The organism is [Clostridium] scindens, assembly GCF_019597925.1.
Lineage (GTDB): Bacteria > Bacillota > Clostridia > Lachnospirales > Lachnospiraceae > Clostridium_AP.
Map to the genome: position 1 here is coordinate 2039610 of NZ_CP080442.1, position 15690 is coordinate 2055299.

Here is a 15690-nt window from a genome sequence, read left to right on the forward strand (position 1 = left end):
TTCGGTCTAACTCCTATCTGTGCTATTCACGATCTTATGCTCTCCGGTGACCAGATTAATCATGGTGATCTCGCCAGATTTCTTTATATAAATCAGGTTTCCGGCATAGTATTCTTTTCCATATTCTACATACTCCTCCAGCAGCTTGCCTTTGGATTTCTTGATCAGTTCCGTATTCTTAGCCTTCCGGCGAAAATCTTTGGCAAGGGCAATGGCTTCCCGCTGCTTTCCCTCATCATAGAGGATCAGCGTATTCTTCCTGGTATAAACGATGCGAACCTTCTGACGGATCAGGGCGTTCATCAGTTCATCGATCACGATGACAAAGCCGATGGATGCGGATTCCTTGCCGAACTTCTCAAGCAGATGGTCATAGCGGCCTCCCTTGACGATGGCATCCCCGGTGCCAAAGGTATAGCCCCGGAAGATAATGCCGGTATAGTATCCGTAGGTTCCGCTCATGCTTAAGTCGAAGGTCACGAATTTCTCCACGCCATAGAGTTTCAAGGTATCATAGATCTTTTCCAGCCTTTTTACTGCCATCACGCCCTTGGAATTCGGCGCGATGTTCTTCGCCTGCGCCAGGATATCGATCCCGCCTACCAATTCATTCAAGGCCGAAAACGCTTCCTTGGAGCTTCTCTTTACCTGAATGCTGTCCAGGAACTCTTCCACGCCAAAATAATTCCGGTTATTGATCAATTCCCGTACGCGCAGTTCCGCCTCCTCATCCAGGCAGGCATCCTCTATCAGGCTCTGGAAAAAGTCTACATTGCCTACGCTTAACTGGAATTCCTTAAGGCCGATGGTCAGCATAGACTCGATCACCAGCGCCAGCATCTCCGCATCCGCCTCCACGGAATCGTCTCCCATCAGTTCCGCGCCCATCTGGGTGGTTTCCCGCAGACGTCCCTGATAGTTGGAATGGTTGACGAAGGTGCTGCCGGTATAGCAAAGCCGGATTGGCAGTTCCTCATCCTGAAACAGCGTGGCCGCCGCACGGGCTATGGACGGGGTGATATCCGGCCTGAGGGCCAGCGTATTCCCGTCTTTATCGAAAAATTTATACAGCTCGTTGGAAGGAACGGTTCCAATCTCTTTGCGGAACACATCAAAATATTCAAACGTAGGCGTCTGGATATCATGATACCCATATAAGTGGAATACCTTTTTGATACGTCCTTCCAATGCTAGTTTTTTCCCACATTCTACATTATATATATCTCTGACTCCTTCCGGAGTATGTAATAATTTCTTCATATATCCTCCAAATTCATATATCCTTTACGCTTTAGCGTGCTACCATGTTAAAAACTCTATTGAATTATAAGCATTTTCCTACTCTTTGTCAAGTTCCTCCCGCAACTCCAGATCCAGATTCATAGCGTCCAGATAGGGGACGTAGCAGCCCCTCATAAATTCCAGGAAGAATCTGGAGTCCAGCTCGTCGAACCGGAAGCTTTTTCTGCCGCCTTCTTTTGCCCGCATCCAGAATCTGTGGAGTTCCTCGAACCGCATATAGTACAGAATATTCCTGGATGTATAGTAGATCAGGATAAAGGCGATTCCTCCCTGCTTCTCGAATTCCTCCATGAACGTCACCTGATGTTCATGAATATTCTGAAGCGGAAATGTCTCCGCCACGCATTCCTTGGCGTCAAAGCATGCCGGTATCCCCTGAACGGCGCCAATATAGTCGATGGTGCTCCTCTGGTCGAAGTAGGCCAGCGTAATCTGCCTGTGCTCCTTGTCCATCTTTACCGGAGTGATGGGCGTCGGTATCTTCTGCATCAGGGCAAGCCCTTTTTCCAGATACCATTCATTGGTCCGGTTGACCATCTCTTCTAATGTTGAACCTCTAAGGCCTCTTGAATTCCATGTTCCCATGTTGTCTCCTTTATCAGTCTCCAGAATAGAGGCGGAACCTTGGCTGTAAAAGTCATCCCAGATAGTTCATCCAAAGGCGCCTCCATCCGGGGAAGTTCCATCTGATATGCATGCAGCTGCTGGGCACTTGCCTGATAGCGTTCCTTAAACTGCCGGTTCCATCCTGCATCGCCGTATTTATAGTCCCCCAGAAGGGGATGCCCCTTGGAAGCAAGGTGCGCCCGAATCTGATGGGTACGCCCGGTGATCAGATGCACCTTTAGCAGGGTCATCTCCTGGTTGTATGCAATTGGAACATATTCCGTCTCGATCGGCGTATCCCCTGCCTCCTCTATCGTAACCTTGTTGGTATTTTCATTTTTGGCAAGATAGCCGTAGATATGCTCCCGTCTGCGAATCTCGCCCTTTACAAAGCAAAGATAGTATTTTTTCAGGGTCCTGTCCTTGAAAAGCCTTGCCATGGCCTGCAGCCCTATCAGACTCTTTCCTGCCACGATCAGGCCGCTGGTATTCCGATCCAGGCGGTTGCAGATGGAGGGGCGGAATGTCCGCAATTCCTCCTGCGTGATGCTCCCTTCTGCAAGCAGATAGGCGATCACATGCTCCACCATGGACACATCGTCCTTTGCGGCCTTCTGGGACAGCATCCCCGCAGGCTTATTGATAAATAGGACATTGGCATCCTCATAAATGATATCCAGATCCACGGATACCTGGTACTCTTCTTTGATAGGTGCCAGGCCGGCAAACTTCCCAATCGTGTCATCCGCCAGAAACAGCTTCACGCTGTCCCCTACGCCTAACTTCTCATTTCCTGTTGCCTTCTTGCCGTTGAGCACGATATTCTTCTTGCGCAGCATCTTATATAAGAAACTTCCCGGGGCCTTGGCGAGATATTTTTTTAAGAACTTATCCAGCCTCTGGCCTGCTTCATTCTGGCTAATTATTATTTCTTTCATAGTAGTCCTTTTCAGAAACACTCATTACATTGAAAGATTCAGAATGATATTTCTGATCTCTCTTTCCTTTTTCCTGGTATCCGCCTTTTCTATCGAGGCAATATTGTTCATCCCTTCGGCCCTGGACAAGAAGGCGACGTAATCGTGGAAGATCTTTACCGTCATCTTGTCATAGTGGCTGGCTTTCAGCATATCCTTTATATGCTTTGCAAGAAGGGTCTCGTCCGTCCTGGGGCTGCTGGCATATCCGCATACCACATGGCCGGATATTACGATCGCGTCCACTGGCATGACTTTATCCCGGCTGGTGATTACCATATCGTAGACTCTGGTAACCAGAGGCGCCTTTTCCTCAATCTCCTTGTACTTATCCGGCTCAATGCTCTTGTGGGGCGCCATCGTGATCAATTCCACCAGCATCTTGGCCGCCGGAAGGCAGCCTACGATTGCCACGATCGTAAATAAATTCATCCGCGTTCCTGTCTGCATGTATCCCAGCACGAATATGGCGATCACCACTCCAAATTCTGCAATGGTCCAGATCAGATACTTGACCTTGCGAGCCTTCACATATCCCGGCTGTCCTTTCTCAATCTTCATCATTTTGTACACTCTCCCTTATTTCCCTTATTGTCCTGATTCGCGGCTTTCTTTGTTCATCCACGCCATCGCGGACGCGATCTGCGCATCCGGCATGATCTTTGAAAGCACCCGGGCCCCTTTCATGGCTGCGCCATACACAGATGCCGGCTTTCTCCTGACTGAATCCCTTAACGCCTGCCTGACTACGCCTGTTACATCGGCCCGGACGGTCGCCTTCCAGGAATTCTTAAGTTCTCCTGCCCGATCGAAAAATTCCGTGTCCACGGGGCCCGGACACACTGCCGTGACTACTATGCCCCGGTCTTTCACTTCTTCCCGTATCGCCTGTGAAAAACTGTATACATAGGATTTTGTAGCCGCATACACGGCAAATCCTGGCTGTGGAGCGAACGCTGCCGCGGACGCAATATTAATTATTCTACTTCCTTTTGTCATATATGGCAAGCATAAGAGCGACAGCCGGGTCAGGGATCTGCAGTTTAAGTCGACCATTTCGCACTGCTCATCTATCCTCAATTCCTCCGCTGCTCCAATCTTTCCGTATCCTGCGGCGTTTACCAGCATCCGGATATCCGCGCCATATCTTTCCAATTCTTTTTCTATCCGCGAGAAGATGTAATCCCGCATCATGTCGCCATCAAAGATCCGGACGGGAACTTCCGATTTTCTCGCCAGTTCTTTCAGCCTGTCGGTCCTGCGCGCTACTACCCACAGTTCATCCAGGCTTTTATACAGCCTGGGAATCTGCCGGGCAAATTCTCTGCCGATTCCCGAGGATGCCCCGGTTATGATTGCAATTCTCATCACGCCATCTCCTTACTTCTTCTTTCTTCTATGCACATTACGGATCGTCTTCTTCTTGGTATTTGCCTGAGAATCCGCTCCTTGCTTCTTTCCTGATTTTCTGTCCGGCTTCTTATCTATCTTTCTCGGCCTGATCAGACAATGCTTTTCAAATCCCACAAGATCCATCCTGCCTTCCTTTCGCAAGGCTTCCATTACCAGATCATAGTTCTTCGGATCCCGGTATTGGATCAGCGCGCGCTGCATGGCCTTCTCATGCGGATTCTTCGGCACGTATACGGGCGACATATCCCTGGGGTCGACGCCTGTGTAATACATGCAGGTAGATATGGTTGACGGGGTCGGGTAAAAATCCTGCACCTGCTCCGGCATATAGCCCAGATCCCGGAGATATTCCGCCAGCTTGATGGCATCCTTCATAGTAGAGCCCGGATGGGAAGACATCAGATAGGGAACCAGATACTGATCCTTGGAAATCTCCTGGTTGATCTTCTTATACTTTTTTACAAATGACTGATATACGCTATTCTCCGGCTTTCCCATCTTCTTAAGGACTGCGTCCGAGACATGCTCGGGAGCCACCTTCAGCTGCCCGCTGACATGATATTTGCACAATTCCCGCAAAAATGTATCGTCTTTATCCGCCATGACATAGTCAAAGCGGATGCCAGAACGGATGAACACTTTCTTCACCTTTGGAAGCGCCCTTAATTCTCTCAGCAGCCGGACATAATCCTTATGGTCTGCCCTCAGGTTCTTGCAAGGCTTCGGAAACAGGCACTGCTTTTCCTTGCACACGCCGCAAGTCAGCTGCTTTTCGCAGGAAGGCTGCCTGAAATCAGCCGTAGGCCCTCCCACGTCATGGATATATCCTTTGAAATCCTTATCCTCCGTAAGCCTCCTGGCCTCATCAAGCAGGGATTCATGGCTTCTTGTCTGCAAGATCCTTCCCTGGTGGAAGGTAAGGGCGCAGAAGTTGCAGCCCCCAAAGCATCCCCGGTTGCTGATCAGGCTGAACTTCACTTCCGCGATAGCTGGCACGCCTCCCAGCTTCTCATAGGAAGGATGGTACGTCCTCCTATACGGATATCCGTAGACCTGATCCATCTCGGACTCATCAAGCGGCATGGACGGCGGATTCTGTACCACGTACAGATGCTCATTATACGGCTCGACCAGCCTCTTTCCGGTAAATGGATCCGTATTCTTGTACTGGGTATAAAAACTGCGCGCATACGCAAGTTTCTCTTCTTTCATTTCTTCATACCCGGGCAGGGATATGGCGTCGTAGACGCTCTCCAAACTCTTGGTCCGGTATACGGTTCCTGGAATGAACGTAATGTCCTTGATGTCGATTCCGCTCTCCAGCGCCTCGGCAATCTCAACGATAGACCGTTCCCCCATCCCATAGGAGATCAAGTCCGCGCCAGAATCCAGAAGGACGGAGCGCTTCAGCCTGTCAGACCAGTAGTCGTAATGCGCAAGCCGCCTTAGGCTTGCCTCGATCCCGCCCAGAATAATCGGCGTCTTCTTGTAGACCTGGCGGATCAGGTTGCTGTAAACCACCGTAGCGTAATCCGGTCGTTTCCCCATGACGCCGCCAGGGGTGAATGCATCCGTGCGCCTGCGCTTCTTTGACACGGAATAATGATTTACCATAGAATCCATATTGCCGGCAGATACCAGGAATGCATATCTTGGCTCCCCGAATTCCGTAATGCTTCGCTTGTCCTTCCAATCCGGCTGCGCGATGATGCATACCTTATATCCATGCGCCTGTAATAAACGGGTAATGATGGCATGGCCAAAGGAAGGATGATCCACATACGCGTCTCCTGACACATAGATGAAATCAGGCCTGTCCCATCCCAATTCTTCCATATCCTTCCTGCAAATCGGCAAAAATCCTGTTTCCATCATAATACCTCGTAAGTCTCTTTCTTGATGTCATAATAATCCTGTATGTAGTAATCCGCCAGTTTCTTCTTTTTCTCCTCCTGGGGCCTGGAAAAGTCGTCATCCACCGCGCATACTCTCATACCGGCATTTTTCCCGGCCAGAATGCCCATGGGAACATCCTCGAACACCAGGCAGTTTTCCGGGCATACGCCCATCTCTTTCGCCACCAGAAGGTAGACATCCGGAGAAGGCTTTCCCGCAGCCACTTCGCAGGCGCTTCTCACCGAGTCAAACAGTTCTTCTACCTCCAGGGCCCGAAGCGTGTCATCCACCAGTTTCCTGGCATTGCTAGTGGCAATCCCGATTTTCTTTCCCTGTCTTCTCATCTCCAGGATAAAATCACGAACGCCTTCCTTAAGTTCTACCTGGGTCATATATTTATCATACGCCATATCCATCCATTCATCCATCACTTCCTCCAGGGTGAGGTCAAGTTCCGGAAATGTGTCCAGGAAAAACTGGGCCACCTCCGTATAACTCATACCTTCCATATCTTCATGGAAACTGTCGGTCTTTGTCAAATGATACTTTGCCAGATAGTCGTCGTCTATGGAAGGCCAGATCCACATCGAATCAATCAGAGTTCCATCCATATCAAATATAATCGCTTCCACATCTTCAAGCATTTTCGTCTGCAACATCTTCTAACTCCTTCTTCGTAAGCGGCCGGTATTCCCCCGGCTTAAGCGTCTCATCCAGTTTCAGGCTGCCCATTGATTCCCGCCTCAGGTAGAGGACTTCCTTGCCCACGGCCTGGAACATACGCTTCACCTGATGGTACTTCCCCTCCTGGATAGTGAGGCGGATCTCTGATACTTCCTCACTCTTTAGAATCTCCAGCACGCCCGGCCTGGTCCATTCTTCTTTCTCTTCGGTTCCTATATTGACGCCCTCACGGAAGGCTTCTGCGTCCTCCTTCGTGACCCGCCCGGCCACCTGCGCGTAGTAAGTCTTGTCCACATGCTTCCTGGGCGACAGCAGCCGATGGGAAAGCTGTCCGTCATTCGTGATAAGAAGCAGCCCCTCCGTGTCCTTGTCGAGCCGGCCAACCGGGAAGAGGTCTTTTCGCTTCTTATCCCGGATCAGATCGACGACCGTCGTACATCTTGCGTCTTCCGTGGCAGACACGACGCCGGACGGCTTATTTAGCATATAATACTCATAGTCCGCATAATCCACTTCTCTGCCGTCAAAGGTTATCTTGCGCGCCTTTTCCTCTATTTTCGTCTCCGGCGACTTGGCAGGATTGCCGTCAATGCTCACCCGTCCCTGACGGATGTATCTTTTTACTTCCTGGCGGGTTCCGATTCCCATATCCGCCAGATACTTATCCAGACGTATCATCAGCATAGCCTCCATCCCGGCAGGTACTTATTCTTCAATGCTCCTCCGGCAAGCTTGCCCCAGCCTAAGGGATATCCGTCCACGCATACCAGGCACCATCCCTTGCTGATGGGCAGCGTCATGTCAGCAAGTTCCAGGGTCTCGCCTTTCAGATACCTTCGTACCCGTTCGTCTTCTGCCGGAAGATCAATGCAATGGGCATACTCGCTCTTTTTCAGGCACATAGCCAGCGCCTGGCTTGGCTCAAACCGGTTCTTTTTCAATTCGCCCAGAAGAAGGCCGGTTCGCAGGAAACGGATTCCCCGCACATCCGGAAGTCCTTCCGGCATATAATAAACCCGTTCTCCCCGGATATCCAGCCTTTGCGTTTCCAGATTCCAGGATACGTCACGAAAGAATTGCTCCAACTCTTCCGGCATCTTCCGGGTGTTCTTCTTTCTTAATTCTTCCGGCGCTTTCTTCTGCGCCTCGCCTTTTCTCAGAAGCGCCAGGTAATGTCCCTCCCCCTTCATTCTGTGCGGAAAGATCCGCACCGTCTTCGCAAGTTCCGGATCATTGTTCTTAGCGCACTGTGGCATTCCCTGGCAGAAGCCGGAATAAGGGCTGATCTTCAGAATCTGGAATTCGGGACAGGCCTCCCTAAGGTGCTCTATGATCCGCTCATTCTCCCTGCCATCAAAGGTGCAGGTGGAGTACAGCATCATGCCCCCGGGCTTTAGCATCCGTGCTGCCTGGAGGATGATATTCTTCTGAATGTTGCTGAAGAACTCCGGCCCATGCTCTTCCCAAGCCTTCACCATCTTCTTATCCTTGCGGAACATCCCCTCTCCCGAGCAGGGGGCATCAATCAGGATCTTGTCAAAATACTCCGGGAAATACTGTTCAAGCCTTCCCGGCTCTTCACTTAGCACCAGCATATTGCCAATCCCAAAAACTTCCATGTTCTTAAGAAGTCCCTTAGCCCTGGAACTGCTGATATCATTGGCAACCAATATCCCCTGGCCCTTTAGTCTTGCTCCCAGTTCCGTCGCCTTGCCTCCCGGCGCGGCGCACACGTCCAGCACCTTGTCTCCCGGCTCCACCGGAAGACGGCTGGCCGGCGTCATGGCGCTTGGCTCCTGCAGATAGTAAAGCCCCGCAAAGTAGTATGGATGCTTCGCCGGCGCCACGTTCTCTCCGTCATAATAGAATCCATTCTCAATCCATGGAATCGGCGTTATCTCAAAAGGGCAGATCCGTTCAAATTCTTCCACCGTTATCTTGGCTGTATTAACCCGCAGGCCATAGTATCTTGGCTCCTCGTAACAAGCTATATATTCATCAAACTCTTCTTGCAAGAGTCCTCTCATCTTTTCCTCGAATGCGCTGGGTAGATTCATTATCCATCCTCCGTCAGTAAGTATTTTTTTACATATGTAGTTAAGTATAACATATTCCATGGTATAACTCTAGGAATATGCATACTTTAATTTCTTATTTTCCAGATACAGCAGCACATAGTAAGGATTTACGCTGACTTCCCTGCCTTCTTCATAAGAATAGATTCCCACATGGAGATGCACGTCAAATTTGCCCTTCGTCCCCTCTTCCCCATATCCGGTATCCCCCATATAGCCCAGCAGCTGTCCGGCCTTCACCCGGTCCCCTTTCTGGATGTTCGCATAGGAATCCAAATGTGCGTAGTAATAATAAGTACCACTATCTGCCGTCACGCCGATCCGGTACCCGCCTTTCTCCAGCCAGCCCAGGTTTGTAATTGTTCCGTCCGTCATACTGAGCACAGGATAGACGCCTCTTTCGTTCTTCAATGCCATAATATCCGTCCCTTCATGCCCGCTGGTTCCTTTATATTTCCGTTCTCCCATCCAGCTGTCAACATAGGAGACTTTCAGCGACTTATCCACAGTGGATTCGGGGATTGGGAAATAAGTCACTTCGTTTTCCACATTAGAGAGCATCTTTCTGCACGCTTCAGACAGAAGGCCTTCGTGCTTTCTCATAGCATCGCAAAAGAATTCCCTCCGATATTCTTCGTCCTCTATCGTCTTTTTCTGGAGGGTATTGTAATGGCTCAGTTCCTTCAAATAGTCGGTTCCGAGTACTGTAAATAAGGCCAGCAGCAATATGGCCAGCAGAATTCTTCCCGGTGTTTTCTGATTCATAAGGTCAATTCCTTTTTTTATCACTATATGCAAAAGAGCCGGATCCCTATGCCTGTAGGGATCCGGCTCTTCCTGCCGGGTTATCTGCAATTTTCAAGAATTTTTTTCAAATATTCCCAGGTACGTCCGGTAGACTCAATATCCAGCCTTTCCCGGAAGGAATGGACATCCGGGATATTCGGTCCTACGGATACGCAGTCCAGATCTGGCTGCTGTCCTACGAACAATCCGCATTCCAGTCCTGCATGCATGGTTGATATAGCCGGCTTAACGCCATACAGTTCTTCATATGTATCTTCCATAATCCTTCGAAGCCTCGAATCCGGATTAAACTGCCATGCGGGATACTCCGAGGTGATCGTTCCCGTACCTCCAAGCGCCTTCACGCACTGCTCCACCTGCTCGAAGAGCTGGGTCTTCCTGCTTTCCACGGAACTTCTGATCAAATGCACGGTTCTGATATAATCGGATGCCGTCTCCACAATGCCGATATTCAGCGAAGACTCTACCACTCCTTTGAGGCTGCGGTTGAATCCCTGCAGGCCGTCTGGACAAATTTCCAGGTAAGCCACGATCCGATCCGTAGAATACTGGTCGCACACGTCCACCGTAGAATCATGGGATACCTTCATGTCCACCGCCAGATCAGGCTCGTCATTCAAGAATTCGTCATTCCAGATCCCGGCCAGCTCGCGAATCATGCCCATCGCCTTTTCCGCCTGGGATTCTGGAACAAGGATCTCTGCCACAGACTCCATGGCAATCACATTGTCCTTGGTACCGCCATTAATCTCCACCAGATCCGCAGGAATCTCCTTGGTAATACGGTATAAAAGCCGCCCCATCATCTTGTGGGCATTTCCACGCTGTTTGTGGATCTCCGCGCCTGAATGGCCGCCCTTTAGGCCATGGATCTTGACGGTGATCAGGCTGCCGGACTTCTTCTCCCTGTGGATAGGAAGCCTTGTCTCATATTGGATACCGCCTGCGCATCCCGTCGTAAGGATCCCCTCTTCCTCCGAATCGATATTGATCAGCGTCCGTCCTTTAAGCAATGACCAGTCCACCGCTTTTGCCCCTGTCATCCCCACTTCCTCGTCGATGGTGAACAGGGCCTCGATCGGAGGATGCGCAATATCGCTGCTGTCAAGCACTGCCATAACCATCGCCACCGCTATACAGTCATCTCCGCCAAGCGTAGTGTCTTTGGCCTTTACAAAGCCGTCTTCCACATATAATTCAAGGGCGTCTTTTGTAAAATCGTGGACAGATCCCGGCTTTTTCTCACAAACCATGTCCAGATGCCCCTGGAGGATTATTGGCTTTGAGTCCTCGTATCCCGGCGTCCCCGGCTTCTTGATTATGACATTTCCCACTTTGTCCTGAATCACCTCCAGGCCTCTTTCCTTCGCAAATGCTACGCAATGGTCGCTGATTCGCCGTGTATCGAAAGTGCCATGGGGAATCCTGGACAAATCTTCAAAAAATCGAAATACTTTTTCAGGTTCTACCTTCTCTAATACTGCCATCTTAGTTATCCTCTTTTCTTAAATTAACCTATATCTATGTTCTATTATGAAACAGCCCACATAAAAAATCAACCGATTCCATAGAATAAAACTAAAGAAATATGACTGGATTTAAAACCGCATGAAACGATACTTTACCTCCCTTTGCGTCATCGCGCTGTTTGTCCTTATGCTGCTGTTTCCACAGCCGGTGTTCAAAGGCGCAAGTTCCGGGCTGCTTTTATGGTTCAATGTAATTCTGCCAACCTTACTTCCCTTTATGATCATCTCAAACCTGCTGATCGGTACCCGAGCCATTGATGCCATCTCAAAAGTCTTCGGGCCAGTCATGTGCAGGCTCTTCGGCGTGACCAGATACGGCTCTTTCGCCATCATCGCGGGCTTTCTGTGCGGCTATCCCATGGGCGGAAAAGTGACTGCCGACCTGGTTAGAAAGCAGTACATCACCTGGCAGGAAGGGGAATATCTGCTATCGTTTACCAACAACACCAGCCCTATGTTCATTATCAGCTACGTCGTATGGCAGAATCTAAAGGATACGTCACGCACTATGCCTGCATTGCTGATTCTGATTCTCTCTCCGATCCTATGCAGCTTCCTCTTTCGGATCTACTACCGGCCAGGTGCGAGAATCCATTCCTCCGGATGCCCGCCGCTTCCAAAAGCAGCCGCCGCAAGCCTGATGGATTCCTGCATCATGAACGGATTTGAGACCATCACGAAGGTGGGGGGATATATTATGCTTTTTTCCATTCTGATCGCTTTGCTCCAGAAACTGCCTCTTGATCATTTCCTGTTCTCTCTCCTGCTCCTTCCATCCCTGGAAATGACCACTGGAATCCCTCTGCTGTGCGCCTCGCCCCTGTCCGCAGATACCTGCTTCGTCCTGTCCCTGGCACTTACTTCCTTCGGAGGATGGTGCAGCGTTGCCCAGACCCGGTCCATGGTGCAGGGAACCAGGCTTCCTATCACGCCCTACATAATAGAAAAGCTGATTACCACTCTGGTAACCAGCCTGCTTGCCTATACTTATATTCGATTATTCTAATTCGTCGTCTTCATCAACCAGATCGTATTCCGGTTCAGGCTCATAACTTCCGTATTCTGCCTCAAGACCTCTCTGGGACTGTTCCGGAATCTCCAGTTCCGAACGGTTGTTGCGAACCATGTCATAACACTCCTGCAAGGAATTCACAAGACCGTCATATTTGGTCGTATAACTGTCAAGCGTATGCCCGATAATGCTCTCTGCGTTTGACAGAAGATCATCTGTATACTGCATCGCGCCAATACGAATATCGTTGGCATCATTCGTTGCGTTGTCGAGGATCTGCTGCGCCTGCTCTGTGGCTGCCGTCACGATCTCATTGGCCTGGGCATACGCCTGCTGCATGATCTCGTGCTCGCTGACCAGCTCATTGGTATGGATCTGCGCTTCCTCGATCATACTGTCAGCCTTGGCCTGGGCATCCGCAAGGATCGCATCCTTGTTGGCAATAATCTTCTGATACCTCTTTATCTCATCCGGCGTCTTCATGCGAAGTTCACGGAGCAGTTCATCCATCTGATCCTTGTTCACGATAATCTTCGACGTAGACAGCGGCTGGAACTTGCAACTGTCAATATACTCCTCAATCTCTTCAATAATCTGCTCAATACGGCTGCTCATAATTTACACTCTCCTTTTATTCATCTTCTCTTCTATCAAGTCTGCAACGATTCCTGGTACAAACTGAGAAATATCCCCTCCAAAAGCCGCCACTTCTTTTACTGTGGTAGAACTCAAATACGAATAATCCAGGCTTGTGGTTAAAAATACAGTCTCAACATCAGGTTCCATCTTATGATTCGTCTGAGCCATCTGCAGTTCGTATTCAAAGTCTGTAATTGCCCTCAATCCACGTATAACCAATCCCGCATCCATCTTACGGGCAAAGTCCACCAGCAGTCCCTCAAATGGAACTACCGTCACATTTGGCATGTCTTTTGTTACTTCATTTAACATTCTAACACGTTCTTCTGCGGAAAACAACGGGCTTTTTGCTTTATTATTCAATACTCCGACGATTAATTCATCAACCAATTTTGAAGATCTTTCAATCACGTCCAGATGTCCATAAGTGACCGGGTCAAAACTGCCCGGATAGATTCCTTTTAACATATTTCTTTCCTTCCTGACGGCTCTATAAACACATGCTTATTCGTCTTATACTCTTTGGTCTTGATAATATTGAGCCCCAAGTCCTCCACATAGTCGAACTTCGTCTCTTTGAGCGCCTCTACGATGATTACGCCTTCTGCAGCCACAAGGCTCGAATCTGCCAGGTACTCAAGCACCCGATTCTCCAGTTCCTTCCCGTAAGGCGGATCCAGGAATATATAGTCAAACTGCTTTTCTCCCTCCAGCTTATATAAGGCGGTCATGACGTCCATCGTCATGGTCATGGCCTTATGCTCCAGATGGGTACGCGTAAGGTTTTCTTTGATGCAGGCCATAGCCTTCGGATTCTTCTCTACGAATACGGTCTCCATGCTTCCACGGCTCAGCGCTTCGATGCCGATGCCGCCGCTTCCCGCGAATAGGTCCAGGAACATGCAGTCATACAGGTATGGTGCCAGCATGTTAAACAAAGTCTCTTTGATCCGGTCCGTCGTCGGCCGGGTATCCATCCCGTCCAGCGTCCTTAACTGGATTCTTTTTGCGCTGCCTGCGATCACTCTCATCTTCCACTCCCCCTTAACTGCCGGTATCGGTTCAGGCAGGCGTAGATCTCCTGCTTTCTTGGAAGCGCCAGATTTCCTGCCACGCAGCCACCTTCGCTCAATACGTCAAGCCCCTGCGCTGCAAGTCTCTGATTCATCTCTTCAATGGCCTGTCCCAGGGTTCTCTTGCCGTCAAACAATTTTTCCTCCAGATATCTTACGATATTCCCCAGGCTGGTCAACTGTTCTGAATCCACCAGCTGCTCTACATATCTCAAATCAATGGTATCATGGTTCAGCATCACGCCGTCCCTGCCTAATGTCTTTAACTTGACTCTTCCTTTGCTCCTGATACCCGGATTGCTTCTGACCATGCGATCAAAGGAAGGCCGCGCAGGCTTCTCTTCCGGCAGCATTAGCTTCGGATACTCTTTGGCCGCGTCTTTCGCAAGAGCGGTAATCTCTTTTGGCACGTACCGGTCCATCTGCACCACCTGGTCAGCCACTTCAAAATATGCCCCGGAACTTCCGGCCACGATGACCGTGGATATTCCGAATATCTCATACAGATCCCTCACCCGCTCAATGAAAGGGGTGATAGGCTCCATATCCCGGTGGATGACTCTCTGCATCAGTTCGTCCCGCACCATGAAGTTGGTAGCGCTGGTATCTTCATCGATCAAGAATGTCCTGGCACCCGCTTCCAGGCCTTCCACTACATTGGCGGCCTGTGAAGTGCTTCCGCTGGCATCCTCCGTCTCAAAGGAAACGGTATCCTTGCCATTTGGAAGATCGCTTATGAACATGGAAATATCCGTCCGCTTAATGCTTCTTCCATCTTCCGCCCGTATTTTAAGCGCAGTATCTTCAGTAACCACATACTCCCTGCCATCTCCGGCGATATGCGGATATACGCCTGTTTCCAGAGCCTTTAAAAGCGTAGATTTCCCGTGATATCCTCCGCCTACGATCAGTGTAACCCCTTTGCGGATTCCCATACCCTTAATCCTTCCCCTATAGGGAAGATCCAGGGTCACTTCCATCGAAGGAGGAGATACGAAAGGTATCCCTCCCTTCATCGGACGCTGGGATACTCCGGATTCCCTTGGCAGTACTGATCCGTTTGCGATAAACGCCACCAGGCCCATCTCATCAAGATGGCTTCGGATATAAGCCTGGTCAACGGATAGTTCCATGACCCTTCTTGCCTTTTCCGGATCCAGACTGGGGTAGCACAAAGCCTTGTCCACGCAAGGCGGCAGATAATCATACAAGATCTTAATCAGTTCCCTGGCATTGATGGTCCTTCCATTTGCCGGAAAGCCTACCTCGAATCGCACCGTCACATCCCCGCTTCTTTCATCAACCTTGCAGGCAGTTCTCTCCAGGACTTCCTGTCCGCATCTGGAGATGGATATGACGCCGCTTTTCCCGGAACCTTTGGCCTGATAAGAATAATGCTCCGTCTGCCTCCAGAAATTCCGGGTCAGATAATCCTGCAGCGCGATCCGCTTATGCTTCTTGTCATACAGTTCCTTTGGAAAGGCAGCCACCTTTCCCGGCACTTTGACGCTTAATCTGGATGGCGCAGCGAAAGGATCGCCCTGCACATGGTCTATGGACAGCACATATTTGCCAAACTGGTATGCGCCCCTTGTATCTTTGTAGGCCGGATAACTCCGGTGGTCTATTCGTTCCAATAACCGTCTTAAATCTTCTGCTGTCTTCATCTGCCACTGT

16 protein-coding genes are annotated in these 15690 nt (G+C 49.9%); 1 reads left to right on the forward strand and 15 read right to left on the reverse strand.

What is annotated here, in order from left to right; translation table 11 throughout:
- Window positions 1-6 precede the first annotated feature (6 nt).
- From hisZ to K0036_RS09925, 11 genes are all read right to left on the reverse strand, one after another.
- Window positions 7-1260, reverse strand: coding sequence for an ATP phosphoribosyltransferase regulatory subunit (gene hisZ, locus K0036_RS09875; RefSeq protein WP_025643439.1), 1254 nt, complete (start codon window positions 1258-1260; stop codon window positions 7-9).
- Window positions 1261-1338: 78 nt separating this feature from the next.
- Window positions 1339-1887, reverse strand: a complete 549-nt coding sequence (locus K0036_RS09880; protein WP_044955452.1) for a Holliday junction resolvase RecU — start codon at window positions 1885-1887, stop codon at window positions 1339-1341.
- On the reverse strand, window positions 1845-2846 hold the full coding sequence (locus K0036_RS09885) for an RluA family pseudouridine synthase (RefSeq protein WP_220429640.1): 1002 nt from the start codon (window positions 2844-2846) through the stop codon (window positions 1845-1847). The genes K0036_RS09880 and K0036_RS09885 overlap by 43 nt, the downstream gene beginning before the upstream one ends.
- Window positions 2847-2870: 24 nt before the next feature.
- Entirely contained in the window at window positions 2871-3449 is a 579-nt protein-coding gene (locus tag K0036_RS09890) for a hypothetical protein (protein ID WP_025643436.1), read from the reverse strand.
- Between the two features lie 24 nt (window positions 3450-3473).
- Entirely contained in the window at window positions 3474-4256 is a 783-nt protein-coding gene (locus tag K0036_RS09895; protein WP_220429641.1) for an SDR family NAD(P)-dependent oxidoreductase, read from the reverse strand.
- A gap of 9 nt (window positions 4257-4265) precedes the next feature.
- The gene (locus K0036_RS09900) at window positions 4266-6170 is read right to left on the reverse strand and encodes a YgiQ family radical SAM protein (RefSeq protein ID WP_220431297.1); all 1905 of its coding nucleotides are present in this window, start codon (window positions 6168-6170) and stop codon (window positions 4266-4268) included.
- Window positions 6170-6853, reverse strand: coding sequence for an HAD family hydrolase (locus K0036_RS09905; protein WP_081702086.1), 684 nt, complete (start codon window positions 6851-6853; stop codon window positions 6170-6172). Before K0036_RS09905 ends, K0036_RS09900 begins: the two co-directional genes overlap by 1 nt.
- Window positions 6831-7556 (reverse strand): pseudouridine synthase, encoded by a 726-nt coding sequence (locus K0036_RS09910; protein WP_025643433.1) that lies wholly within the window; start codon window positions 7554-7556, stop codon window positions 6831-6833. Before K0036_RS09910 ends, K0036_RS09905 begins: the two co-directional genes overlap by 23 nt.
- Complete coding sequence (locus K0036_RS09915) at window positions 7556-8935, reverse strand: RsmF rRNA methyltransferase first C-terminal domain-containing protein (RefSeq protein ID WP_025643432.1); 1380 nt, start codon at window positions 8933-8935, stop codon at window positions 7556-7558. Before K0036_RS09915 ends, K0036_RS09910 begins: the two co-directional genes overlap by 1 nt.
- 69 nt (window positions 8936-9004) lie before the next feature.
- Window positions 9005-9718, reverse strand: a complete 714-nt coding sequence (locus K0036_RS09920; RefSeq protein WP_025643431.1) for a M23 family metallopeptidase — start codon at window positions 9716-9718, stop codon at window positions 9005-9007.
- An 80-nt stretch (window positions 9719-9798) separates the two neighbouring features.
- On the reverse strand, window positions 9799-11247 hold the full coding sequence (locus K0036_RS09925; protein WP_220429642.1) for an aminoacyl-histidine dipeptidase: 1449 nt from the start codon (window positions 11245-11247) through the stop codon (window positions 9799-9801).
- A gap of 121 nt (window positions 11248-11368) precedes the next feature.
- Between K0036_RS09925 and K0036_RS09930 the strand changes: the two genes are divergently transcribed.
- Complete coding sequence (locus K0036_RS09930; RefSeq protein ID WP_220429643.1) at window positions 11369-12295, forward strand: nucleoside recognition domain-containing protein; 927 nt, start codon at window positions 11369-11371, stop codon at window positions 12293-12295.
- Here K0036_RS09930 and K0036_RS09935 read toward each other — a convergent pair.
- Genes K0036_RS09935 through K0036_RS09950 form a run of 4 tightly spaced genes read right to left on the reverse strand, consistent with a single transcriptional unit; the run spans window position 12287 to window position 15680 of the window.
- On the reverse strand, window positions 12287-12916 hold the full coding sequence (locus K0036_RS09935; protein ID WP_220429644.1) for an ATPase: 630 nt from the start codon (window positions 12914-12916) through the stop codon (window positions 12287-12289). The two genes, K0036_RS09930 and K0036_RS09935, sit on opposite strands and share 9 nt — an antisense overlap.
- A 3-nt stretch (window positions 12917-12919) precedes the next feature.
- On the reverse strand, window positions 12920-13408 hold the full coding sequence (coaD, locus tag K0036_RS09940) for a pantetheine-phosphate adenylyltransferase (protein ID WP_004606005.1): 489 nt from the start codon (window positions 13406-13408) through the stop codon (window positions 12920-12922).
- On the reverse strand, window positions 13402-13971 hold the full coding sequence (rsmD, locus tag K0036_RS09945; protein WP_025643428.1) for a 16S rRNA (guanine(966)-N(2))-methyltransferase RsmD: 570 nt from the start codon (window positions 13969-13971) through the stop codon (window positions 13402-13404). Before rsmD ends, coaD begins: the two co-directional genes overlap by 7 nt.
- On the reverse strand, window positions 13968-15680 hold the full coding sequence (locus K0036_RS09950) for an ABC-ATPase domain-containing protein (protein WP_220429645.1): 1713 nt from the start codon (window positions 15678-15680) through the stop codon (window positions 13968-13970). The genes rsmD and K0036_RS09950 overlap by 4 nt, the downstream gene beginning before the upstream one ends.
- Window positions 15681-15690: the final 10 nt, after the last annotated feature.